Annotated in this window: 22 protein-coding genes; 12 read left to right on the plus strand and 10 right to left on the minus strand. The window is 61.1% G+C overall.

Annotated elements, in window-relative coordinates; all coding sequences use genetic code 11:
* Positions 1-62 precede the first annotated feature (62 nt).
* The gene (locus ACIOUG_RS11325; protein WP_401065355.1) at positions 63-1,052 is read left to right on the plus strand and encodes a sulfate/molybdate ABC transporter ATP-binding protein; all 990 of its coding nucleotides are present in this window, start codon (positions 63-65) and stop codon (positions 1,050-1,052) included.
* A gap of 87 nt (positions 1,053-1,139) precedes the next feature.
* Here the strand turns inward: ACIOUG_RS11325 and ACIOUG_RS11330 are convergent, their stop codons facing one another.
* Complete coding sequence (locus tag ACIOUG_RS11330) at positions 1,140-1,667, minus strand: DUF962 domain-containing protein (protein ID WP_401065358.1); 528 nt, start codon at positions 1,665-1,667, stop codon at positions 1,140-1,142.
* Between the two features lie 82 nt (positions 1,668-1,749).
* Between ACIOUG_RS11330 and ACIOUG_RS11335 the strand changes: the two genes are divergently transcribed.
* A complete protein-coding gene (locus ACIOUG_RS11335) occupies positions 1,750-2,427 on the plus strand; it encodes a Crp/Fnr family transcriptional regulator (RefSeq protein WP_401065360.1) in 678 nt (225 codons plus the stop codon).
* Positions 2,428-2,599: 172 nt separating this feature from the next.
* Here the strand turns inward: ACIOUG_RS11335 and uraH are convergent, their stop codons facing one another.
* Positions 2,600-3,010: a hydroxyisourate hydrolase gene (gene uraH / locus ACIOUG_RS11340; protein WP_097086822.1), complete on the minus strand. Its 411-nt coding sequence runs from the start codon at positions 3,008-3,010 to the stop codon at positions 2,600-2,602.
* 11 nt (positions 3,011-3,021) lie between these two features.
* Positions 3,022-3,513, minus strand: coding sequence for a heme-binding protein (locus tag ACIOUG_RS11345; protein WP_401065363.1), 492 nt, complete (start codon positions 3,511-3,513; stop codon positions 3,022-3,024).
* Between the two features lie 136 nt (positions 3,514-3,649).
* Between ACIOUG_RS11345 and ACIOUG_RS11350 the strand changes: the two genes are divergently transcribed.
* Both ACIOUG_RS11350 and ACIOUG_RS11355 read left to right on the plus strand, forming a co-directional pair.
* Positions 3,650-4,330, plus strand: a complete 681-nt coding sequence (locus tag ACIOUG_RS11350; RefSeq protein WP_401065365.1) for a heavy metal response regulator transcription factor — start codon at positions 3,650-3,652, stop codon at positions 4,328-4,330.
* Entirely contained in the window at positions 4,320-5,705 is a 1,386-nt protein-coding gene (locus ACIOUG_RS11355; RefSeq protein ID WP_401065368.1) for a heavy metal sensor histidine kinase, read from the plus strand. The genes ACIOUG_RS11350 and ACIOUG_RS11355 overlap by 11 nt, the downstream gene beginning before the upstream one ends.
* 132 nt (positions 5,706-5,837) lie before the next feature.
* Here ACIOUG_RS11355 and ACIOUG_RS11360 read toward each other — a convergent pair whose 3' ends face one another.
* A complete protein-coding gene (locus ACIOUG_RS11360) occupies positions 5,838-6,842 on the minus strand; it encodes an AraC family transcriptional regulator (RefSeq protein WP_401065371.1) in 1,005 nt (334 codons plus the stop codon).
* A 100-nt stretch (positions 6,843-6,942) separates the two neighbouring features.
* Here ACIOUG_RS11360 and ACIOUG_RS11365 point away from each other — a divergent pair, with 100 nt between their 5' ends.
* Positions 6,943-8,016, plus strand: coding sequence for a fatty acid desaturase (locus ACIOUG_RS11365; protein WP_401065374.1), 1,074 nt, complete (start codon positions 6,943-6,945; stop codon positions 8,014-8,016).
* 103 nt (positions 8,017-8,119) lie between these two features.
* Here ACIOUG_RS11365 and ACIOUG_RS11370 read toward each other — a convergent pair whose 3' ends face one another.
* The 3 genes from ACIOUG_RS11370 to ACIOUG_RS11380 are packed head-to-tail and all read right to left on the minus strand — an operon-like array spanning position 8,120 to position 12,154.
* Positions 8,120-9,730, minus strand: a complete 1,611-nt coding sequence (locus tag ACIOUG_RS11370; protein WP_401065375.1) for an arylsulfatase — start codon at positions 9,728-9,730, stop codon at positions 8,120-8,122.
* 13 nt (positions 9,731-9,743) lie between these two features.
* On the minus strand, positions 9,744-10,559 hold the full coding sequence (locus tag ACIOUG_RS11375) for an ABC transporter ATP-binding protein (RefSeq protein ID WP_401065378.1): 816 nt from the start codon (positions 10,557-10,559) through the stop codon (positions 9,744-9,746).
* A complete protein-coding gene (locus tag ACIOUG_RS11380) occupies positions 10,556-12,154 on the minus strand; it encodes an ABC transporter permease (protein ID WP_401065381.1) in 1,599 nt (532 codons plus the stop codon). Before ACIOUG_RS11380 ends, ACIOUG_RS11375 begins: the two co-directional genes overlap by 4 nt.
* A 397-nt stretch (positions 12,155-12,551) precedes the next feature.
* Between ACIOUG_RS11380 and ACIOUG_RS11385 the strand changes: the two genes are divergently transcribed.
* On the plus strand, positions 12,552-13,565 hold the full coding sequence (locus ACIOUG_RS11385; RefSeq protein WP_401065384.1) for an ABC transporter substrate-binding protein: 1,014 nt from the start codon (positions 12,552-12,554) through the stop codon (positions 13,563-13,565).
* 85 nt (positions 13,566-13,650) lie between these two features.
* Here ACIOUG_RS11385 and ACIOUG_RS11390 read toward each other — a convergent pair whose 3' ends face one another.
* Positions 13,651-14,571, minus strand: a complete 921-nt coding sequence (locus ACIOUG_RS11390; protein WP_401065386.1) for a LysR family transcriptional regulator — start codon at positions 14,569-14,571, stop codon at positions 13,651-13,653.
* A 181-nt stretch (positions 14,572-14,752) separates the two neighbouring features.
* Between ACIOUG_RS11390 and ACIOUG_RS11395 the strand changes: the two genes are divergently transcribed.
* Positions 14,753-15,673 carry a TauD/TfdA dioxygenase family protein gene (locus tag ACIOUG_RS11395; RefSeq protein ID WP_401065389.1) on the plus strand — a complete coding sequence of 307 codons (921 nt, stop codon included), beginning with the start codon at positions 14,753-14,755 and terminating at the stop codon, positions 15,671-15,673.
* 110 nt (positions 15,674-15,783) lie between these two features.
* Here the strand turns inward: ACIOUG_RS11395 and ACIOUG_RS11400 are convergent, their stop codons facing one another.
* Positions 15,784-17,400, minus strand: a complete 1,617-nt coding sequence (locus tag ACIOUG_RS11400; RefSeq protein ID WP_401065391.1) for an alkaline phosphatase family protein — start codon at positions 17,398-17,400, stop codon at positions 15,784-15,786.
* 190 nt (positions 17,401-17,590) lie between these two features.
* A complete protein-coding gene (locus ACIOUG_RS11405; protein WP_401065394.1) occupies positions 17,591-18,535 on the minus strand; it encodes a LysR family transcriptional regulator in 945 nt (314 codons plus the stop codon).
* A 165-nt stretch (positions 18,536-18,700) separates the two neighbouring features.
* On the opposite strand from ACIOUG_RS11405, the gene ACIOUG_RS11410 reads away from it, so the two are divergent.
* The 5 genes from ACIOUG_RS11410 to ACIOUG_RS11430 all read left to right on the plus strand — a co-directional run bounded on the left by ACIOUG_RS11410 (position 18,701) and on the right by ACIOUG_RS11430 (position 23,820).
* Entirely contained in the window at positions 18,701-21,061 is a 2,361-nt protein-coding gene (locus ACIOUG_RS11410) for a TonB-dependent receptor (RefSeq protein WP_401065397.1), read from the plus strand.
* A gap of 23 nt (positions 21,062-21,084) precedes the next feature.
* The gene (locus ACIOUG_RS11415; protein WP_401065399.1) at positions 21,085-22,428 is read left to right on the plus strand and encodes an aryl-sulfate sulfotransferase; all 1,344 of its coding nucleotides are present in this window, start codon (positions 21,085-21,087) and stop codon (positions 22,426-22,428) included.
* Between the two features lie 189 nt (positions 22,429-22,617).
* On the plus strand, positions 22,618-22,944 hold the full coding sequence (locus ACIOUG_RS11420) for a hypothetical protein (protein WP_003220553.1): 327 nt from the start codon (positions 22,618-22,620) through the stop codon (positions 22,942-22,944).
* Between the two features lie 164 nt (positions 22,945-23,108).
* Positions 23,109-23,432 (plus strand): hypothetical protein, encoded by a 324-nt coding sequence (locus ACIOUG_RS11425; RefSeq protein WP_401065402.1) that lies wholly within the window; start codon positions 23,109-23,111, stop codon positions 23,430-23,432.
* A gap of 52 nt (positions 23,433-23,484) precedes the next feature.
* Positions 23,485-23,820 carry a hypothetical protein gene (locus tag ACIOUG_RS11430; protein ID WP_401065405.1) on the plus strand — a complete coding sequence of 112 codons (336 nt, stop codon included), beginning with the start codon at positions 23,485-23,487 and terminating at the stop codon, positions 23,818-23,820.
* The last annotated feature ends 254 nt before the right edge of the window (positions 23,821-24,074 follow it).

A 24,074-nucleotide genomic window follows, 5' to 3' on the forward strand; every position in this document is an offset into this window, starting at 1 on the left:
TGAAGCAGTGGAGAGAAAACCGTATCAACCGCCTGCGCGCCAGCGCCGCGGAGGAATAATTCATGTCGTTCGAAGTGCGTAACGTCAGCAAGAATTTCAATGCGTTCAAGGCGCTGGACAACATCAGCCTGGACATCCACAGCGGTGAACTGGTGGCGCTGCTCGGCCCGTCCGGCTGCGGCAAGACCACGCTGCTGCGGATCATCGCCGGCCTGGAGACCCCGGATCAGGGCAACATCGTGTTTCACGGCGAAGATGTCTCCGGCCACGACGTGCGTGATCGCAACGTCGGTTTCGTGTTCCAGCACTACGCCTTGTTCCGGCACATGACGGTGTTCGACAACGTCGCGTTCGGCCTGCGCATGAAACCGAAAAACCAGCGCCCGAGCGAAAGCCAGATCGCGACCAAAGTTCACGAACTGCTGAACATGGTGCAGCTGGACTGGCTGTCGGATCGCTACCCGGAACAACTGTCCGGCGGTCAGCGTCAGCGTATCGCCCTGGCCCGTGCCTTGGCGGTGGAACCGAAAGTGCTGCTGCTCGACGAACCGTTCGGCGCCCTCGACGCTAAGGTGCGTAAAGAGCTGCGCCGCTGGCTCGCACGCCTGCACGAAGACATCAACCTGACCTCGGTGTTCGTGACCCACGACCAGGAAGAAGCGATGGAAGTCGCCGACCGCATCGTGGTGATGAACAAGGGCGTGATCGAGCAGATCGGCTCGCCGGGCGACGTCTACGAAAACCCGGCCAGCGATTTCGTTTATCACTTCCTCGGCGACTCGAACCGCTTGTTGCTCAGCGACGACAACCACGTGCTGTTCCGTCCGCACGAAGTGTCGTTGTCCAAGCATGAACTGGAAGATCACCACGCCGCTGAAGTGCGTGATATCCGCCCGTTGGGCGCGACCACGCGAGTGACGTTGAAGGTAGAAGGGCAGACGGATCTGATCGAGGCTGAAGTGGTGAAGGATCACGACAGTCTGATCGGTCTGGCCAAGGGTGAAACGCTGTTCTTCAAGCCGAAGGTCTGGCAGAAAGTCGCGAGCCTCTAAAGGCAAAAGATCGCAGCCTGCGGCAGCTCCTACGGGGAAATGCATTCCAACGTAGGAGCTGCCGCAGGCTGCGATCTTTCAAGCGGCCTAAGCCGCCGCTTTACCATTCGGATTGACCCGCACCACCCCCGCCCGCGCTTCGATCTGCTCTTTCAACTCATGTCGCATCCCCAGCAGGAACGCCACTTCGGCCACCACAAACAGCGGCCCGACAATCAGCCCGCTCACGTCATCGACAAACGCCGGTTTGCGCCCCTCGTAGTGGTGCCCGACAAACTGGATCACCCAGCCAATCACGAACATCGCCAGCCCGCTGCTCAGCCAGACCATGGTGCTCTGCTGCGCCAGCGCATGCCCGGCCCAGACTGACAGGCCCATCAGCACCGTCATCAGCACGCCGAGCTTCACTTCCAGACGCAGATAGAACCACGCCGAGGCCAGTGCCAGCAGCACCGCCGGCGATAGCCACAAGCCACCCAGCGACCACTCTGGTCGCGACAACAACACCGCCACCGCCACCACGATCAGCGGAATACCGATAAAGTGGCTGGCGATGTTGCGCGGGTCGCGGTGGTAGGCGGCGTATTGACTGAGATGGTCGACGAGGCTTTTCATTGTTGTTCCTCCTGTAGGGTGAGAGCAGCATGCCCCGGGTTCGGCGTTCGCTCTGTCAGGCAGGCGACAATTGGGAGTGTTCATGGATAAGCGTTCACGGCTGTTGACCGGGCAATGGTTCAGTCATCTGCCGGCATCCTTTCAGGATAGTCTGCTGGCGGCGGCCCGCGAGCGGCGGCTGACGGCGGGGCAGCGCCTGTTCCAGCGCGGTGATGCGCCGTGCGGCTTGTACGCGGTGCTCGACGGCGCGATCCGGATCGGCGCGGTGAGCGAGCAGGGCAAGGAGGCGTTGCTGAGCCTGGTCGAAGCGCCGCACTGGTTCGGCGAAATTTGCCTGTTCGACGGCCAGCCACGCACTCACGATGCTTATGCGGTCGGGCCGTGCACCCTGCTGAATATCCCGCAGGCCACGCTGCTGAAAATCCTCGACGAGCAGCCGGTGTACTGGCGGCATCTGGCGCTGCTGATGAGCCACAAGCTGCGCCTGACCTTTATCAATCTCGAACAGTTGAGCCTGTTGCCGGCCCCGGCGCGTCTGGCCCATCGCTTGCTGATGATCGCCGAGGGCTACGGTGAAATTGATGCGCCACGCCGTGTCCTGCAACTGCCGCAGGAACAGTTGGCGTCGATGCTGTCGTTGTCACGGCAGACCACCAACCAGATCCTCAAGGATCTGCAGGGGCAGGGGATTATCGGCTTGGGGTACGGCGAGATCGAGATTCTCGATGCCGAGCGATTGCGGGCCCTCGCCACGCCCTAAAACTTCACACCGATCCATTGCTGGAGTGGGCCTCTGTGGTGAGGGGATTTATCCCCGATGGGTGGCGCAGCCGCCCCCAAACCTGTGATGAGGTTCGGCGACTGCTGCGCAGTCGGTCGGGGATAAATCCCCTCACCACAGAGCTCATTCCTACAGGGTATTTGTGCGGTAGTCAGGAGCCGCGATAGGTCGAGAACCCATAAGGGCTGAGCAGCAGCGGGATGTGGTAGTGCTGGTCAGTCTGCTTCACTTGGAAAATCACCGGAATCTCCGGGAAAAACGTCTCGCGCTTGTTCTTCTCGAAATACTCGCCGGTCTTGAACACCACCCGGTATTCGCCCGCCTCGAAAGGCTGTTTGGCCGGGAACAGTTCGGCGATGCGCCCCTGTTCGTTGGTGGTGCCTTGGGCCAGTGGCTGCCAGTTCTGGCCGACGTGTTTTTCCAGGGTCACGTTGACGCCCGGCGAGGGCAGGCCGTTTTCCAGGTTGAGCACGTGCACGCTCAGCGGGTTGCCGGCGGCCAGCGCCAGGCTGGAGAAGGCACTCAGGCCGAGTGCGGCGAAGGTCATGCGCAGGGTGGTCATGGTCAGTCTCCTTATTGGGAGCGGGTCAGGGTCAGGCCGGCCTTTTCGGCGGCTTTGATTGCACAGTTTTCGTCCTGCTCGCCGCCACCGGATCCGGCCACACCCATGGCGCCGACCAGTTCATCAGCGGCGAACAACGGAATCCCGCCGCCGAGCAACAGCAGCTCATCGAGGGTGTTGAGATTGGCGGTTTCCGGGTTGCTGCGGGCGCGCTCGGCGAACAGCCGGGTCGGGGTTTTCGTCGACAGCGCGGTGTACGCCTTACGCTGGCTGGCAGCGGTGTTGTGCGGGCCGATGCCGTCGCCGCGCAGGGTCACCAGCAAGTTGCCGCCACGGTCGAGCACCGACACCGTGGCGGTGCAATTGCTCAGCGCCGTGTCGGCCAGCAGGCGTGCGGTTTTCAGATCCAGGTCAGCGTGGCGCGGCAGTTCAGGGGCGGCGAGAACGCTGGCGCTGAGGCCGAGGGCGAGGGCGAGGCTGGCTGCAAGGTATTTGACGGTCATGGACAGGCTCCAAAAGCGAAGGACATCACCTTAGCCGCCGCTCTTCGTCAGAACCCCGTCAGTCGGATTACAAGTTTGTAATGGGCAACGCCGCCGAAGGCGCCTAGCCTGTGGGCCTGATCAATCGAGGTGTGCCATGCGTTTGCTGGTCGTAGAAGATGAAGCCAAAACCGCGAATTTCCTTGCCAAGGGCCTGGGCGAGTCGGGTTTTGCCGTGGACGTGGCGCTCAATGGCCTCGATGGGCGCTATTTCATCGAGCAGCAGGCCTACGACCTGATCATCCTCGACGTGATGCTGCCGGGCCTCAACGGCTGGCAACTGCTGCAACTGATCCGCCAGCGCGGCGCCACCCCGGTGTTGTTCCTGACCGCCAAGGACGCCATCGAAGACCGCGTGCGCGGCCTCGAACTGGGCGCCGATGATTACTTGCTCAAACCCTTCGCCTTCGCCGAACTGCTCGCGCGGGTGCGCACGCTGCTGCGACGCGGACCGCTGCGCGAGGCCGAGTCGTACAGCATCGCCGACCTGGAAATCGACGTGCTACGGCGTCGGGTCAGTCGCGGCGGCCAGCGCATTGCCCTGACCAACAAGGAATTCGCCCTGCTGCAATTGCTCGCCAGCCGTCAGGGCGAAGTGTTGTCACGCACGCTGATCGCCTCGCAGGTGTGGAACCTGAATTTCGACAGCGACACCAACATGGTCGAAGTCGCGGTGCGCCGCTTGCGGGCCAAGGTCGATGACCCGTACATGCCGAAACTGATCCACACCGTGCGTGGGGTCGGCTATCAACTGGAAGCGCCCGACGATGCGCGCTAGGTCGATCGCCTGGCGTCTGGCGCTGGCGTTCGCCGTGGTCTGTGCGTTGGTGTTGAGCGCGATCGGTGTGTTTCTCTACCGCTCACTCGACTCGGAGATCGCCTCTCGCGATGATCTGGCGTTGCTCGGCCGCCTCGAACAGGTACGTGCCCTGCTCGCCGACAGTGACAGCCTCGGCGCTTTGCAGGCGCGGCCACGGCTATACCAGAACATGCTCGGCAACCTCGAAAGCCTGTTGCTGGTGCGGCGGGCCGATGGCTCGAACGTGATCGCGATCAACCCGCGCCAGCGCGAGCTGCCGCCATTGAACGCAATCGCGCGCGAGCAAACGCCACAGCGCCGCGATGTGCTGACCTGGCAAGCACCGGACGGTGCCGAGCTGGCGCTGTTGTCCGGCGACGCTCAAGGGCCGAACGGCGAACCGCTCACCGTGATCGCCGGCAAAGTGCTCACTGAACGGGAACAGATGCTCGCCAGTTATCGCTTGCGCCTGTACCTGGCCGTCGGGCTGGGCGCGCTGCTGGCGTTCGCGCTGGGGCTGGTGCTGCTGCGCCGTGGTCTGCAACCGTTGCGCCAGTTGAGCGCAGCGGTGCGCGGGATTGATCTGCGCAGTCTCCACCAGCGTCTGCCCGCCAGCGGCACCCCCGCCGAACTGCTCGAACCGGTGCAGGCGCTCAACGGCATGCTCGCGCGGCTGGACGACAGCGTGCAGCGGCTGTCGCAGTTTTCTGCCGACCTCGCGCATGAGATCCGCACCCCCTTGCACACCTTGCTCGCCAGCAACGGCCAGGCGCTGAATCACCCGCGCAGCACGGTGGAGTATCAGGAGCTGCTGGCGTCGAACATGGAAGAGTTCGAACGCCTCAAGCGCATGGCCGAGAACCTGATGTTCCTCGCCCGCGCCGAACAGGCGGAACGGGCGCTGGACTTGCGCACGCTGGAGCTGCACAGCGTCGGCAGCGAGTTGTGCGATTACTTCGAAGCCCTCGCCGATGATCGCCAGTTGCGCCTGGAAAACCGCCTGCACGGCGAACTATTGGCCGACCAGCAACTGCTGCAGCGCGCCCTCGGTAATCTGCTGGCCAACGCGGTGCGCCACGCCGATGCAGGCACGCCGATCAGCCTGCGCCGCCGCGATGAATCGGGCGTGTGCTGGTTACAGGTACACAACCACGGCCCGATGATCGCGCCGGAACATCTGGGCAAACTGTTCGACCGCTTCTATCGCGTCGACCCTTCACGGGCGCAGCCTGGGGATTCCGGTGGGTTGGGGCTGGCGATTGTGCAGTCGATCATGCAGTTGCATGGCGGGCGGGTGCGGGTGAGCAGTGATGTCACTGGGACTGTGTTTGAGCTGGGTTTTGAGGTGATCTGACTGGCGCCTTCGCGGGCAAGCCCGCTCCCACAGGTTTATCGGGTGTACATGAGTTTTGTGTACGACACGGACACTGTGGGATCGGGCTTGCTCGCGAAGAGGCCAGTTGCTTCAGCACCAATTCCGGATCAATCAACGCAACTGATCGCGAAACTGCCCCGGCGTCATTCCCGTCCAGCGCTTGAATGCGCGGCTGAAACTGCTGGTGTCGGCAAACCCCAGCAGATAACTGACTTCACTCAACGAACACTGCGGATCGCGCAGGTGCAGCAGCGCCAGATTCTCGCGGCTCTCGTTGAGCAGCGTGTCGAAGCGACAGCCTTCATCCGCCAAGTGCCGTTGCAGGCTGCGCAGGCTCAGGTGCAAGGCCTGGGCAATGCGCTCGGCGCTGGGTTCGCCTTCGGGCAGTTGTTCTTCGATGGCGTCGCGCACCTTGCGTTCCCAGGTCAGCGGTTTGAGCTGGGCCAGGGTGCGCTTGAGCACCGCTTCGTTGTGTTCGGCCAATTCCGGATTGGCGTCGTCGAGGTGGCTGTCGAAGTCGGTGAGGGCGAACTCCAGGCGATCTTCGGCGCAGGAGAAATGCACCGGGGCGCGAAACACCTTGTGCCACTGATGCGCATCGGACGGTTCCGGGCGGCGCAGGTACACCGCCAGCGGCGCGTAGTCGCGCCCGAGGCGATTGCGGCAGGTGCGCACGTAGATCGCGGCAAACGCGTCGATGGCTTCGAAGGCCGGTGCGGGATTGCCTGACGGAATTTTCAGACGGAACAGGTAGCGGTCATCGCTGCGGCTCAGCTCCAGTTCCAGCGCATCGCTGACCACCGGGTGATAACGCACGATGCGCTCGAACACTTCGCGCAGGCTGCCGCTGGCCACCAGCGCGTAACCGAGCGCGTGGAACGTAGTCGGGCTGACGAACCGCGACACCCGCAGGCCGATCGCCGGATCCCCGCTGAACTGCACCGCCAGTTGCCACAGGCGCGTGGTGCCGGACAACGGATAACGCGCGTTCGGGTCGTCCATCAACTGCGGGTCGAGCCCGGCCTGTTGGCACAGGCCGAGACTGTCCAGCCCCAGCGCATCGAGTTGCTTGCGCAAGGCACGGGTCCAACTGGCGAGCGAGGTCGGTTCCTTCATGCTGATTGGCGCTTCCGGTCAACAGGTTGGCGTTCACGGCTACCATCAATGGAGCTTTCGCAAGGCAGGATGCGAACATCAATGACCAGAGGATGGAAGCATGGACCGTACTTCTGCAAGTCCCCAGCGACACAATGCCGCCCAGCGATCAGCACATATTCGCGAAGTAGTGCTGGCCAAGGGCGTCGAACTGCGTGAGCGCTACCCGATTCTGCAGCATCAGGATGCCCTCGGCGCCGGCATTCTGGCCTTCGCCCTGGCCGGGATGATCGGCTCGGCAGCGCTGTACATCACCGGTCATATGGCGTGGTGGGTGTGCCTGCTGCTGAATGCGTTTTTCGCCTCCTTGACCCATGAGCTGGAACACGACCTGATCCACAGCATGTATTTCCGCAAACAACGGGTGCCGCACAACCTGATGATGGGCCTGGTGTGGCTGGCGCGGCCGAGCACGATCAACCCGTGGATTCGTCGCCACCTGCACCTCAATCATCACAAGGTCTCCGGCACCGAAACCGACATGGAGGAGCGGGCGATCACCAACGGCGAGCCATGGGGTTTTGCGCGCTTGCTGATGGTCGGCGACAACGTGATGTCGGCGTTCATCCGCATGCTGCGGGCCAAGACCTGGGCGCACAAATTCAGCATCATCAAGCGCACCCTGAAGGTCTACGCGCCGCTGGCGCTGGTGCATTGGGGCGCGTGGTACGTGTTCCTCGGTTTTCATGCGGCGAATGGCATCGCCTACCTTATGGGTTCACCGATTGAATGGTCGGCGACCATGCTGTCGGTGATGCAGGTGATCGACATCGCGGCGGTAGTGATCATCGGCCCGAACGTGCTGCGCACCTTTTGCCTGCACTTCATCAGCTCGAACATGCATTACTACGGCGACATCGAGGCGGGAAATGTGCTGCAGCAATGCCAGGTGTTGAACCCGTGGTGGCTGTGGCCGCTGCAGGCGTTCTGCTTCAACTTCGGCAGCAGCCACGGGATTCATCATTTTGTGGTGAAGGAACCGTTTTACATCCGGCAGATGACCGTGCCGGTGGCGCATAAGGTGATGCGCGAGATGGGCGTGCGCTTCAATGATTTCGGCACGTTTGGGCGGGCGAACCGGTTTGTTCGTCGGGATGAAGTGGTAGCGGAGGAGGCGCGTACGGCTCAGGCTTGATGGTGAATTTGCGGGCCTCTTCGCGAGCAAGCCCGCTCCCACAGGGGAACGCATTCCAACAGTGGGAGCGGGCTTGCTCGCGAAGGCGCCGGATCAGGCAACCTCAATCCGGCTGAAACGGCGAAGCACTGAGAATCACCCCGGTCTCTTCCACATACTGCTGCCAATGCCCGATCAAGGTGCTGAGCTTGTCCGGCTGACTCGCCGCCAGATCATGAATCTCCCCCGGATCGCTGCTCAGATCATAAAGCTGCCAGGTCGCCGGCCCTACCGGCCCAGGGATCCACACCGCTTTCCACGACCCTTGGCGGATCGCTCGGCGGCCAAACAATTCCCAACCGGTGACGGTGTGCTCGTCGTGCACTTGCGCCGTCTCGCCGGACAAAAAGCCCAGCCATGATTTGCCGCGTAGCGGCGCCACCGGTTTGCCGTGCCATTGCTTGCCGGGATGACGCACGCCGGCCAGATCGAGAATGGTCGGGGTGATGTCCATCACCGTGCCGAAGCCATGGCTGATCTGCCCTTTGATCGGCAATTGCGGATAGTGCAGCAGCGCCGGTACGCGAATCCCGCCCTCGGTGGTGAACGCCTTGAACAGCCGTGACGGCGCGGTCGCCACTTGCGCCCAGCTCGGCCCGTACCAGACGTAGGAATTGGCGCGGCCAATGTTGTCGAGGCTGTTGTCGTAATGCTGATTGAGGTAGGTCAGCAGTTCCGGGCCGAACTTGGGAAACGCCTCCAGCAGTGCGCCCTCGGCACCGTTGTCGGACATGAACAGGATGAAGGTGTTATCGAGTTGGCCCTGCTGGCGCAGGTAATCAACCACGCGGCCGATGTTCCAGTCCATACGCTCGACCATGGCCGCGTAGACCTCCATGGCCCGTGCGGAAATCTGCCGTTGCTCATCACTCAGCGCGTCCCATTGCGCATTCAGTTGAATCAGCGGATGCGGCTCGACGTCCGACTCGATCAGCCCCAGCGCCTTGAGTTTTTCCAGGCGCTCCAGACGCAAGACTTCGGGGCCGGCGTCGTAGCGGCCACGGTATTTTTCGACCACCTCGGCCGGTGCCTGCAACGGCCAGTGCGGTGCGGAGAAAGGCAGATAAGCGAAGAATGGCCGGCTCTGATCGCGCTCCTTCAGGTACTGCAACAGCTTGTCGCCGAAGGCATCCGAGGAATAGAAATCCTTGGGCAATTCGTCGACAAAGGTGTCGTCTTCGATGTACAGCGCCGGGGTCGATTTCAGCAGGCCCGGGGTGTGTTCGTCGTAGGTCGGCTCGAAACCATAGTGGTTGGCCGCGCCCGGCAGCAGCGAGAACGAGCGCTCGAAGCCGCGAGCCTGCGGCGCCAGTTCAGCGGTCAGGCCGAGGTGCCATTTACCGCTCATCAAGGTTTGATAACCGGCCTCGCGCAGCAGCTCGGGCAGAGCGACCACGCGGTCGTTGAGATAGCCTTCGTAACCCGGTTTGCCGATCAACTCCGGGGTCAGCGCTTCGGCCATGGTGCCGATGCCGGCGATGTGGTGGTCGGTGCCGGTCAGCAGCATCGAGCGGGTTGGCGAGCAGGTCGGCGCGGTATGGAAATCGGTCAGGCGCAGGCCGTTATTGGCCAGCGCATCGAGGTTCGGCGTGGCGATTTCGCCGCCGAACGCGCCGATGTCGGAGAAGCCGAGATCGTCGGCCAGAATCACCAGAAAGTTGGGGCGTTGCGGCATCGAAAAACTCCTCTCAGCAGGCAATGAACGACAGCGGCAGATCGCGGATCTGGGCCGGCAGGCTCGGTTGGTAATGGTCGTCACTGGTCAGTTCGTGCAGCAACTCCTCACGCAACTGATGGAAGTCGAAACTGCTGCGCTGGCGCGGATGCGGCAGGGCAATATCGACCACCTGCTTGATCCGTCCCGGACGCGGCTCCATCACCACCACGCGGTCGGCGAGAAAAATCGCTTCTTCGACGTCGTGGGTGACGAGGATCGTGGTGATTTTTGCCCGGTCGCGGATCGCCAGTAGCTCGTCCTGCATCTGCTGGCGGGTCAGCGCATCGAGGGCGCCGAAGGGTTCGTCGAGCAACAGAATCCGTGGGCTGGCGACCAGTCCGCGAGCAATCGCCACGCGCTGGGCCATGCCGCCGGAGAGCTGGTGCGGATAGGCGCGGGTGAAATCGCGCAGGCCGACCAGGTCGATGAAGTCGTTGATGCGTTGCTGCTTTTCGGCGGTGCTCAGCGGCTCGTTGACCAGGCCGAGGCCGATGTTGTCGGCCACGGTCAGCCACGGGAACAGCCGGTGCTCCTGAAACACGATGCCACGCTCGCCGCCGATGCCACTGACGGCTTTGCCATCGACGCTGATCTGCCCGCGAAACTGCGTATCCAGACCCACCAGCAAGCGCAGCAAGGTGGATTTGCCACAGCCGCTGGACCCGACGATGGCGACAAATTCACCCTCGGCGATGTCGAGGTTGAATTCGCGAATCGCCTCCAGTTCGAAGCCGTCGACGTCGAAGGATTTGCCTACGTGGGTGAAGCTGACAATCGGTGCGTTCATGCGTGTCTCCAGCGAGTGGCGCGAATTTCCAGGCGTTGGCCGATGAGGTTGAGCAGGGCGCCGGTGAGGCCGACCAGCAGCATCCCGGCCATGATCAGGTCCATGCGCAGCAGTTGTTGGGCGCCGATCATCTGGCTGCCGATGCCGCCGTTGGACGGCATGAAATATTCGGCGCCGATGGTGCCGAGCCAGGCGTAGATCAGGCTCAGGCGCAGCCCGGCGAAAATCCCTGGCGCCGCCCCCGGCAGCACCAGTCGGCGCAGGCGCTGACCGAGGCTCAGGCGCAGCACCTGCGCGGCTTCGTTGAGTTGTGGCGAAAGGTTGGCGACGCTGCGCTGGGTGGCGATGAACAGCGGAAAAAACGCAGCAAGAGCGACAAACACCCACTTCGCCAATTCACCCAAACCGAACCACGCGGTGAGCAGCGGCACCCAGGCGAAAATCGCGATCTGGCGGACGGCGGCGAGGGTCGGGCCGAGCAGCCGTTCGCTGGTACGCGACAGGCCCAACAGCAGACCGAGGGCAAAACCGAGGCCGCCACCCAACAGCAACCCGCCCAGGGTGCGACCGAGGCTCAAGGCCATGCCGCTGATCAGCGTGCCGTCGAGCAGACCGTTCTTGGTCGTGTCCAGCACCGCCAGCGGGCTGACCAGAATGTTCGCGTCGACCCACTGCTGATCGCTCGCCACCTGCCACAAGCCGATCAGGCCCAGCGGCAGCAGCCACGGTTGCAACCGCTGCCAGCCTTCATAACGCGGGCCACGGCGGATTTCCGCAGTCGCCGGGTGCGGCCAGTGCACCAGTTTGCGGTCGAGAAAACCGATACCGCGATCCATCACCACGCCGAGCACGCCGATGACCACGATGCACACGAACACGATGTCGAGCATGAACAGTTGCCGTGCCCAGACCATCAGGTAACCGATGCCTTCGCTGGACGCCAACAGCTCCACCGCCAGCAATGAAGTCCAGCCAGCGGCCAGCGCCAGGCGCACGCCGGCCATGAACGCCGGCAGTGCGGCGGGCAGCACCAGTCGGCGGATCAGCAGGTACGACGGCAGGCGTAATACGGCCGCGGCTTCGCGCAGTTTCGGTTGCGCATCACGAACGCCGACCAAGGTGTGCAGGGTCACCGGCACCACGATGGCCTTGATCAGCACCACCAGTTTCAGCACTTCGCCGATGCCGAAAAACACCATGAACAACGGAATCCACGCCAGCGTTGGCACTTGTGCCAGACCGGCAAATGTCGGGAAGACCAGGCGTTCGAGACGCCGGCTGAAGCCCAGCGCAGCACCCAGCACCGCGCCGGCGGAGATACCTGCCAGCAAGCCCCAGAGCAGGCGTTGCAGGCTGATCCACAAATGACTCCACAGTTCGCCTTGGGACAACTCGACGGCGCTGCTCCACACCAGCGATGGTGCTGGCAGGATCTGCTCGCTCATCCATTGATTGCGTGCGGCCAGCCACCACAAGGCGAACAGGCTGATCGGCAGCAGCCATGGCAACAGACGCTGGTTGAGGCTTGGCCACGCTCGCCGACTTTTCAGAGGCGGCGCGGGCAGCGGCAGGCTGAGCAGGGAATCACGGGCCATGGGTGACCTCCGTTGTCGGGTTGGATCGGGAGCAAGATCAAAAGATCGCAGCCTTCGGCAGCTCCTACAGGGGGGCGTGTCCGTAAATTCGCTCCTGTAGGAGCTGCCGAAGGCTGCGATCTCTAGCGGCATTAGCTAAAAACAAATTGTTATAAGAGATATTTAAAATCTTGAATTTGGAGATAAGCAGCGCCATTTAAGGCTTCCAGCGCATCGCGCATCCAATGCATTCGAAGAATATTTTCGATGCTGTTAATGCATACGCCGCTGCAACCCGCGTCGTTGCTTGCTTAGCGTCAAAAGCTATAAAAATGTGCATTTATAGTATTTAAGCGAAGGTCATGCTTCGGCCTACTTTCGGCTCCTCAACGCCTGTCGTGATCAAGGAGCCGCACCCATGAACCTTCCCTTCAAACGAGTCTTCAGTCTGTTTGCCATCCCGGCACTGGCGGGTCTGCTGGCGTTTACCGCGCAGGCCGACGAACTCAAGGAAATCAGGATCGCCGTGCCCGACCTGAGCGCCGGCACCCAGCACAGCGGCGGCGGCGTGGTGGACGTGCTGCGTGATCGGCAGATCTTCGAAAAAGCCTTCGCCGATCAGGGCATCAAGATTCAATGGAGCTTCTTCAAGGGTGCCGGGCCGGTGATCAACGAGGCATTTGCCAACGGTCAGATTGACCTGGCGTATCTGGGCGACCTGGCGGCGATCATCGGCAAGTCCAATGGCCTCGACACGCGGCTACTCAGCGCCACTGCGCGTGGGGTGAAGCAATATCTGGGCGTGGTGCCGGGCTCCGGGATCAAGACCCTGCAGGATCTGAAAGGCAAGCGCGTGGCGATCTTCCGTGGCACCGCCACGCAGTTGTCGTTTGACGCGGCACTGGCCAGTCAGGGCTTGAGCGAGAAGGATCTGAAAGTGATCAATCTCGATTTCAGCGGGGCCACCGCCGCGCTGGCGGCCAAGCAGATTGATGCGTCGTGGGGCAGCTCAGGTCTGGCCGCTTTGCAGAGCAAGGGTCTGGCCGAATTGCCGCTGAACACCAAGGATCTGGGCGGTGCCGGCAGCGTGCAGTCGGTGTTGGTCGGAACGGGCAAATTTGTCGACGGTCATCCGGAGGTGGTGGCGAAACTGCTCAAGGCGCAGCAGCAGGCCGTGGAATGGTTGACTCAGGACAGCAACAAGGCCGCTTATGTACAACTGGTGTCGGGTCTGGCGAGTTATCCACCGGTGATTCTGACCGAGGATTTGAAGGATCAGAAATTGAGCGAGGTATTCCCGTCGACGCTCGACCCGGTATTCCTCGGCAAATTGCAGGACTCGGTGGACCTGGCGGCGCAGCAGAAGCTGATTCGCAAGCCGTTCAAGGTCAGCGATTGGGTGGCGCCTGAACTGGCGGCGGCCAAGCTGTAAAAGCAAAAGATCGCAGCCTTCGGCAGCTCCTACAGGAGAACCCATTCCCATGTAGGAGCTGCCGAAGGCTGCGATCTTTTGATCTTCAAACGGCCACGCTGATTGTCTGCTTATCCACCGCCACCAACGTCTCGATCATCGCTCTGGCTGCCGGTGACAAGCGAAACCCGGTACGACTGACAATCCCGCAGCGTGCATTCATGCTCTCCAGATTCTGCGGCAGATTGCGCCAATGCAGCAGCGCCAGCGAACCCTGGGCAATGTCCTCGTAAAACGCCTCTTCCGTGCCGATGCCGATGGCATTGGATTGCAGCACCACTTTCACCAGCGCCGGGAAATGCTCGGTCTCGATGGTCGGCGAAAAATCGATGCGTCCACTGAGGTTCGCCAGCAGTTTGCGAATGCCCGGCGGGATCAGTGTGGTCGCCAGCGGGTAATCGAACATGTCGTTGGTCGACAGGCTTTCCTTGGCCAGCAGCGGATGCCCGGGCCGGCAGAAAAACACCCCGCGCTTAGGCGTCAGGGCCTGGGTCTGGAAGTTCGGATCGGCTTCGAAGTGGCGGATGTCGGCGATGAAGAATTCGATCTCTTCGCGGCTCAGTGCGCGGCTGAGTTTTTCCCAGTTATCCACCTGAAAACAGGTGCGCACTTTCGGGTGCGCGTTGATGAATTGCGCCACCGCATCCGGCACCAGTTTCACCGCCGGGGCCGGGCCGCAACCGAAGTGCAGTTCACCGGCATCGAGCTTGGTCATCTGCGTCACTTCGGCGCTCAGCAGCGCCGCGCCTTGCACCAGGGTCAGGGCGTGTTGCAGCACCACCTGGCCTTCAGGCGTCGGACGCAGATCCTTGTTGCCGCGATCCACCAGCACACAGCCGAACTCTTGCTCCAGCCCTTGAATGCTGCGGCTGAACGCCGGTTGAGTGATGCCCATGGCGTCCGCCGCACGGACAAAACTGCGGTGTTCGTTGAGGGCGATGAAGTAGCGCAACTGGCGAAGATCCATATGCTTTTCCGGCATCCTAAAAATAGCTCGAAGGCATTTGCGACGAGGGTTGCTTGAGGTTTTAAATGCAAGCTCTTATTCCGTCAACGAAGCATGTGAATATCTATTAGATGTAAATGGAATATAGATAGAGCGATGTTTCGCTGCCGTCCAACCGCAAGCAGTCGATGAGGGTCTACCCATGAGCAATGCCGCACTCGCTGTAAAACCCGCTGTCCACGCGCTGGAAATCCATCCGGTGGCCGGCCGTATCGGCGCCGAGATCCGTGGCGTGCACCTGTCCGGTGAACTGGACGCCGCCACGGTCGAAGCCATCCAGCAGGCGCTGATCCAGTACAAGGTGGTGTTCTTCCGCGAGCAGACCCAGCTCGACGATCAGCGCCAGGAAGCCTTCGCCCATCTGCTCGGCGAACCAGTGGCGCATCCGACCGTGCCGGTGCGTGAGGGCACGCGTTATCTGCTGGAACTGGACGGGGCCGAGGGCCAGCGCGCCAACTCCTGGCACACCGACGTGACCTTCGTCGACGCCTACCCGAAAGCCTCGATCCTGCGCTCGGTGGTGGCCCCGGCCTTTGGTGGCGACACCCTGTGGGCCAACACGGCGACTGCGTACAACGAACTGCCGAGCGAGCTGCGTGAGCTGGCGGACAAACTGGTCGCCGTGCACAGCAACGAATACGACTACGCCGGGGCCAAGCCGGACGTGTCGGCGGAGAAGTTGGAGCGCTATCGCAAGATCTTCACCTCGACGGTCTACGAGACCGAGCATCCGGTGGTGCGTGTGCACCCGATCAGCGGCGAGAAAAGTCTGCTGTTGGGGCACTTCGTCAAACGCATCAAGGGTTATTCGCAGGCCGATTCGGCACATTTGTTCGGCCTGTTGCAAAGCCATGTGATCCGTCAGGAAAACACCGTGCGCTGGCGCTGGAAGGCCGGTGATGTGGCGATCTGGGACAACCGTTCGACTCAGCATTACGCGATTGATGATTACGGCACTCAGGATCGCATCGTGCGGCGGGTGACGCTCAAGGGGGAAGTGCCGGTTGGGACTTCGGGGCAGCGTAGTCAGACGATTAAAGGTGCCGAGCTCGTCGGCGTCTGATCGGGCCCTTTCGCGAGCAAGCCCGCTCCCACAGTGGAAGTGTGTTGAACACAATGGATGTGAACGACACAGAACCCTGTGGGAGCGAGCCTGCTCGCGAAGCTTTTATTTCACCAAACGCCAATCTGCACGACTTTCTCGGTCTCCGGCTCGCCATAGCGAAACCGCTGCCCACGCAGATCAATCTCCTGATGACTGATCGTGGTCCGCCGCTTCAAGCCGCGCACCCACTCGAACAGATACCCCGCATGCTCCTCGCGCACCGCCGCGTAATCAGGATCATCACCCAGGTCGCGCAGCTCCTGTGGATCACTCAGCAGATCAAACAACTGCGGCCGGAAGCCGTCGTACGCCAGGTATTTCCAGCGCTCGCTGCGCACCATGGTCATGCGGCAACGGTCGATCGGTTGGCCAAGTCGCTCGCGTGCCGGGGCCTGGAAGGCGTAGTCGTATTCGCTGATCGCGTAGCGACGCCAGTCGGGATTTTCGCCGTGCAGCAGCGGGATCAGCGAGCGTCCTTCCAGCCGATGCTCGGCGCCGGGCAAGCCCAGTGCCTGCAGAAACGTCGGCAATGCATCAATGGTTTCCGCCAGCCGCTCATCCACCGTGCCCCGAGTGATATCTGCTGCGGCGCGTGGGTCGCGCACGATCAATGGCACGCCCACCGCTTGCTCGAGCAAAAACTCCTTTTCGCCCAACCAGTGGTCGCCGAGAAAGTCGCCGTGATCGCTGGTGAACACGATCAACGTGTCATCCCAACGCCCGTTGCTCTGCAGAAAATCGAACAGCCGCCCGAGTTGATCATCCACTTGCTTGATCAGGCCCATGTAGGTGGGGATTACATTCAATCGTACTGAGTCACGGGAGAAGTTGAGACTTTCCTCGTGTTGACGAAACGCCGTGTATACGGGGTGCAGGCTGACTTCGGAGGGTGTCGCGCGGACCGCTTCGAGAATCGATTTCGTACTGTACAAAGCGTGGTATGGCGCCGGTACGATGTAGGGCCAGTGCGGTTTGATGTAGGACAGGTGCAAACACCAGGATTTGTCACCTTGCTCGGTGATGAAGTCGATGGCTCGATTTGTAGTGTAGACAGTCTCTGAGAACTGCTCGGGAATTCGCGCTGGCAAATGCGCATGCCGCATCTGCCAGCCGCTGAGGATTTCGCCGTTCTCGCCTTCGGCGGCGTTGGCCCAGTCGTGCCAGGGATTGCGCCCGTCGAAACCCTGCTCGCGCAGGTAGTGGGTGTAGGGCGCGGATTCGCGTTTGTCGTCGAACACCGGGTCGTCGGGGAAAATCCCGTCGTGGCGAAAGTACGGTTCGAAACCGACCTCGTTGAGCACCTCGGCCTGTGCGCTGTCCGGGTTGATCGCCAGGCGCTGCAGGGCATCGACGTTGGCCGTGGCGTGGGTCTTGCCGACCAGTGCGGTGCGAATGCCGTGGGGGCGCAGGTAGTCACCGATCGTCAGTTCTTCCAGCGGCAGCGGCACGGCGTTCCATGCGACCTGATGGCTGCTGACGTAGCGCCCGGTATAGGCCGACATTCGCGACGGCCCGCAGATCGTGCCCTGGGTGTAGGCACGGCTGAAGCGCACGCCGGCGGCGGCCAGGCGATCGATGTTCGGCGTGTGCAGATGCGGATGGCCATAGCAGGACAGGTAATCGCGGCGCAGTTGATCGCACATGATGTACAGCACGTTGCGCACGGAGTTTTGCGGGTTGGACATGAGGTTCACCGGTCAGAAAGACAGGCAAGGGTTGTCGCTTTCGGCGGGGGTGTTCGGCAAGTGCATTTGGGGAATGGGTTTTATGCAGTGGTTGCATCGGTGCCTGGGCTGACGCTATCGCGAGCAGGCTCACTCCTACAATTGGAATGCGATCCATTGTAGGAGTGAGCCTGCTCGCGATAGTGATATATCAGACGGCAAAATTCTCCAGCGAACACACCTCCTCATCCACCGCATCAATCGCCTTGATCTGCTCAATCATCGCCTCGGCCAGCGGCGACAACCGATACCCCGCCCGACTGACGATCCCGTAGCGGGTGTACAGCTCCTCCAGATCATCCGCCAGACCCTCGATCCGCAAACACACCAGCTCACCCTTGGCCTGGTGCAGTGCATCGGAATACGCCCCGACAATCCCGATGGCATCCGAACGCAGCACCACGCTGAGCAGACTTGAGCTGTTTTCGCATTCGACATTGGGGCTGAAATCCGGACGGCCGCTGAGGTCGACGATGACCTTGCGCAGGTTCGGCGGACGAATGCTGACCGCCATTGGATAACTCATCAGTTGGTCGGCCGAGACCCGTTCAAACGCCGCCAACGGATGCCCGGCACGGCAGCAGAAATGCCATTTGCGTGGCCGCAGGCGGTAAGTCAGGTAATCCGGGTCGGCCTCGAAATGTCGGGTGTCGGCGACGAAGAATTCAAACTCCTCACTGAGCAGGCGTTTGCTCAGGCTTTGCCAGTCATCGACCTGGAACTGCACCCGCGCTTTTGGATAGCGACCGATGAAGGTGCCGATCGCGCGCGGGATCAATCCGGCTGCCGGCGCCGGGCCGCAACCGAAGCGCAGCTCGCCCGCCTCCAGCCCATTGAACTGACTGATCTCGTTGGCCATCTGCTGCGCGCCGCTGACCAGTCGCCGCGCGTGTTCGAGCAGGACCTGACCCTGCTTGGTCGGCGGCAGATCCTTGCGCCCACGGTCGACCAACTGACAACCGACGCTGTGCTCCAGCGCCTGAATGCTGCGGCTGAACGCCGACTGCGACAGGTTCACCGCCTGCGCGCCGGCGACGAAGCTGCGTTGTTCGGCGAGGGCGATGAAGTGTCGAAGTTGGCGCAAGTCGATATGCATTTTTCACATAAAAAATATCCGGGAAATGCATTGGATATGCATTAGGTCGACTCCTTATAAAGGCAATCTCTTATGCAGTAAATATTTGTAAATCCATAAATAAATAACTGAAAAGAATATGCAGCACTGAAGATGTCTGTGTGTTTTTTGACCAGGAGCCGCGCCATGAGTCCGTTGAACCTTGCGTCACCCTTAACGCCACGACGGCTCAAACGCCTGCCTCTGGCCCTGTTGCTGGCGGGGAGTGCCAGCTGGACTCACAGCTACGCCGCCGACGCCGACACCCCGGCGCCAGTCCCCGCCGGCAAACCGGCGGCCAACAGCTCGCAGCTGGAAACCGTGACCGTCACCACCCGCCGCCGCGAAGAAAGCTCGCAGGATGTGCCGACGCCGATGAGCGTGGTCAGCGGCCAGACTCTGGAGACCCAACGCGTTTACCGGATTCAGGATTTGCAGCAACTGGTGCCGAGCGTCAACGTCGCCTACATGCATGCGCGCCAGTCCAGCGTGTCGATTCGCGGCCTCGGCAACAACCCGGCCAGCGACGGTCTGGAGGGCAGTGTCGGTCTGTACATCGACAACGTGTATCTGGGCCGTCCGGGGATGGCGGTGTTCGACCTGATGGACATCGAACAGCTCGAAGTCCTGCGCGGGCCGCAGGGCACGCTGTTCGGCAAGAACACCACCGCCGGGGTGATCAACATCAGCACCCGCGCGCCGACCTTCACCCCGGAGCGCAGCATCGAAACCTCGTTCGGCGAGGACGGTTATTTCCAGACCAAGGGCACCATTTCCGGGCCGCTCAACGATGAGCTGGCCGGGCGCTTTTCGGCCTATCGCACTCGCAGCGACGGCGACATCAAGAACGAATACAACGGCCATGATTTGAACGGTGGCTCGCGCGATGGCTTCCGTGCGCAATTGCTGTTCAAGCCCAACGAAGACTTCAACGTGCGCTGGATCGGCGACTACAACGAAGAGGATTCCAGCGCCGGCACCCGCGTGCTGTACAACACCGGGCCGACTATCAACGGCGTCAACCTCTACCAGTCCCGGGCCAATGCCGCCGGTGCGACGCTGGTCAACGGCTCGCACCGCAAGGTCAATCTGGACAACGACCAGCACGTCACCGTGCATCAGGGCGGCACGTCGGTGGAGGCCAACTGGACGCTGCCGAGCGACTTCACCCTGACCTCGATCAGCTCTTATCGCTTCTGGAATTTCACCCCGGCCAACGACGATGGTCTCAACGTCGCGGCGACCTACAACGCTGGCGTTTCGGTGGAAGACAAACAGTACTCGCAGGAATTTCGCCTGGCCTCGCCTAAGGGCGAGTTTTTCGACTATGTGCTCGGCGCGTACTACTTCGGCTCGGATCTGGACAACAAATCCTTCGCCTATTACGGCCCGCAGGCCGACATCTGGAACGGCACGCCACGCGGTGCACTGGCCAACGTCGGCAGCGTCGGTAACGGCCACATCAAGACCGACAGTTTTGCCCTGTTCGCCCAGGGTACCTGGCACCTTACCGAACGCCTGGACTTCACCGCCGGGGTGCGTGGTACCTATGAAGAGAAAAACGCCTGGGTCACTCGCGATGCTCCGGTCGGTGGCGCCACGGTCACCGGCACAGCGGCCACGGCACGACGCGGACGTGCTGGCGCCTACGACTCTGGCGATCTCAATCAGTACAGCTCCAGCCCGTCCGGACTGCTCAACCTCAGCTATCGCATCACCGATGACCTGCTCGGCTACGCCACCCTGTCCCACGGTGAAAAATCCGGTGGGGTGAACCTCGCGGTGGGCTCGGCGCCGACCGCTGGCGCCGACTCGCTGCTGATCGGCACCGAGCGCGCCAACAACGCCGAACTCGGCTTCAAGAGCACCCTGTGGGACCGGCGTTTGCAGCTCAACGCCAACGTGTTCTGGACCCAGGTCAACGCCTACCAGACCAACGCCTACGACGACGTCAACCGTGTGCAATACCTGACCAACGCCGGTTCCGTGCGCTCGCGCGGCGTCGAGTTCGAAAGCACGGTGATCCCGTTGCGCGGCCTGACGCTGAACTTCAACGGCTCGTACAACGACGTCAGTTACCTGTCGTACAAAGATGCGCCATGCCCACCAGAAGTCAGCCAGGCACCGGGCGCACCAGCGTCCTGCGACCTCAGCGGCCACCAGGTGGTCGGCGCTTCGAAATGGATCGGCAACGCCAACGGCGAATACAAATGGAACCTGGCCAACGGCTTCGAACCCTACGTCACCGCCAGCTATGCGTTCCGCTCGAAAGCGGTGGGCACGGTCGAGGATTCCGACTACGGGCAGATCCCGAGCTACGCGGTGGTCAACCTGTCCACCGGTCTGCGCGGTGATTTCAATCAGGGCCAGTGGGACGTTTCCCTGTGGCTGAAAAACGCCTTCGATAAAACCTACTACACGACCCTGTGGACCGGCGGCAACGGCGGTTATGAAGGCCTGCTCGGTACGCCGCGCACCCTCGGCGTTACCGGTCGCTACGACTTCTGATCTGTCATTCAAGGAGCTGCATCATGTTGCCAGGCAAAACCGCTTTAGCGCTGTTGTTATCCGGCGCGGCGTTGAGTACCACGGTGTTCGCCGCACCCAGCGTGTACCCGACCGGCGTTACCCGTTACGACCCGGACAAGGCGTTCAATCAGTATGTGATCTTCAGTGGCGCCGACAAGCAGACGCACCTGATCGACATGAACGGCAACGAGGTGAAAACCTGGCCGCAGGCCGGTTTCCCCTCGGCGATCATCGACCCGCAACTGGTCGGCGGCGAGCGCGGGCATGTGCTGCTGCAACTGAGTGACAAGGATCCGGGCAAACTTGGCTCTGCCGGCAACGGGCTGGGCAATCAGAGCGTCGGCGAACTGGACTGGAACGGCAAAGTGATCTGGCAGTGGGGGGACAAGGCGCCCGGTGGCGCGGCGCAACAGCATCATGATCAGCGCCGGTTGAGCAACGGCAACACCGTGGTGCTGGCGAACAAGGTGCACCAGGTCAAAGGCTTCAAAGTGCCCGAGGTGATCGACGATGCGATCTACGAAGTCAGCCCCGACGGGCAGGTGAAATGGCAGTGGCTGGCCTCGGAACACCTGAACGAATTCGGCTTCACCCCGGAGCAACTGAAACTGGTACGCGCCAGCGACAACCCAGACTACCTGCACATCAACAACCTCAGCGTGGTCGGGCCGAACAAGTGGTTCGATGCCGGGGACAAACGCTTCAATCCGGACAACCTGTTGCTTGATTCGCGCAACGCCAACTTCATCGCGATCATCGACAAGCACAGCGGCAAAGTGGTCTGGCGCCTCGGTCCGAACCTGCCGTTGATCAACCCGAAAACCGCGCAGAAACTGCCGCGTCCGGTGGATCAGTTCGTCGGTCAGCATGACGCGCACATCATACCCGCGGGACTGCCCGGCGCCGGCAACCTGCTGGTGTTCGACAACCAAGGCTCGGCGGGGTATCCGAACGTCACCCTCGGGCTGATTTCCGGCTCGAGAGTGCTGGAAATCGATCCGCTGAAAAATGAAATTGTCTGGCAGTACAGCGCGGCGAATTCGAAGCAGCCGGGGTGGGCCTTCTACAGTTCGTTCATCAGCAGCGCGCGGCGTTTGCCCAACGGTAATACGTTGATCGACGAAGGCATGAACGGGCGGTTTTTCCAGGTCACCGCCAGCGGTGAAAACGTCTGGGAATACGTCAGCCCGTATCTGGGCAAGGCGCCGGGTAGCGATGCAATCAGCAACTGGGTCTATCGCGCGTTGCCTGTGAGTTATGACTGGGTGCCGGCCGGAACCCCGCGTTCCGAGACTGCGGTTGTCGCGCCGACACCATCAGCGCGACAAGTCAGTGCCAGTCGATAGTTGAAAAGGAATTAATGCTCGAATAAATGGCGATAAGTTATGTGAGAGATGAATGGTGCTTATTGCAATTTCGTTGAAAAGTCGCGTGGACAATAAGTGAATGGCCAACCATCCTGAGTGTCGTGAGTTTCCAGGAGGAAACTTGCTCTCATCGGAAGACACTTATCCAACGATAAAGGAAATCTCGTTATGTCGAGCATTAATGGCAATTATGTAAACGCTAACGCTGGCGCCAAACTGACGATTACCGATGGCAACGACTCCAACGGCACCTTCAGCGGCAAGTTCAGCCAAAACGGCGTGAATTACGACATCGCTTACGGGCATTACCATTTCCAGAACAGCACCGGGCAGCCTACGATCATCACTTTCGCGGCGCTGAATGACGGCACGGGCTATCAGTCGTGGACGCTGTTCTCGCCGGATCACAACTATTCAAAAGTTCGTGCGGTGGGTTCGCGTACCAACTTTGATGGTGATGTTGTGGGTCTGGCTGGAGAGTTTATTAAACAGTAATTCAATGTTGCAGAAAAAGCCGCCAGGCTATTCAAGCCTGGCGGCTTTTTTCTTACATGAAATAAGTCACTTTCATGTTGGTTATGCTTCCTCTGGATGACAGCGTTTGCCGGCGTTTGATTCTAAGCTCGCGGTGAACTTAATCATTCGATCAGGACGCTTATATGCAAAACGCGCTTTATTCCAACACCCTCGATGGGCCCTCTCTGACGATTGTCGATTCCGATGACCGCACCGGGGTCTTCGGCGGCACGTTGCATCACCAAGGCATCAACTACGGCATCGTCAATGGCCGTTATGCCAGCCTTAACGGCTACCAGCCGCCAACCGTGGTCACGCTGATTGCCAATAATCAGGATCACGGTTATTTCGCCCTGACCCTGTTCTCGCCAAGTCGCGGCACCCATGAATTGCGCGGGCACTGCGTGCGCGTTACCTATGACGGCGCGGTCAGCAGCCTGCCGGGCGACTTCGTTCGCCATGCATGAGGCGCAGCCAGCGCCAGATTTCTCTCTCAAACATCAAGCAAGGATGCTGTACATGTCCACGATCAACGGCGTTTATCGTCATGAACCTTCAGATACAACCTTGACCCTCGTCGAGGGCGATGACCGCACCGGCAGTTTCTCCGGGACGTTGTCCATCTCCGGGAGAGATTACCCGCTCGCGTTCGGCAACTTTCATTTCCGGCATGGCTTTTCAACGGGCCCGGTCGCCATTACGTTCAGCACGTTCATGTCCGACGGTATGGGGCAAGCGTGGGTGCTGTTTTCGCCCGATCAGTCCTATGCGCGTCTGCGGGCGATGGGCAGCGCTGCCGATCTGAGCGGTGAGGTCGCACTGACGGGCCTTGAATTCGTCCGACAAGAGCCCTGAAAAAGCCCGGATTGAAGGCTTTTCGCATGCCTTCGCTGAATATTTTTCATGCTTGAAAAGCATTGTAAATTTTCACCTCGGCGCCAGGCCTTTCAGGGCGCGGCTTCGGAGTGATCAGTGAAAATTTATATTCATAAAAATTCTAAATACATCGATAAAAGTTACTTTCGGAGATAAGCAATTGCTCCAATGATTCACCCAACGACCTGTCGCCCGGGGGATGTTTGCGGCGACCCGTCGGGTACTTCGCAAAG

This window comes from Pseudomonas sp. NPDC087803 (genome assembly GCF_044742995.1).
GTDB lineage: Bacteria > Pseudomonadota > Gammaproteobacteria > Pseudomonadales > Pseudomonadaceae > Aquipseudomonas.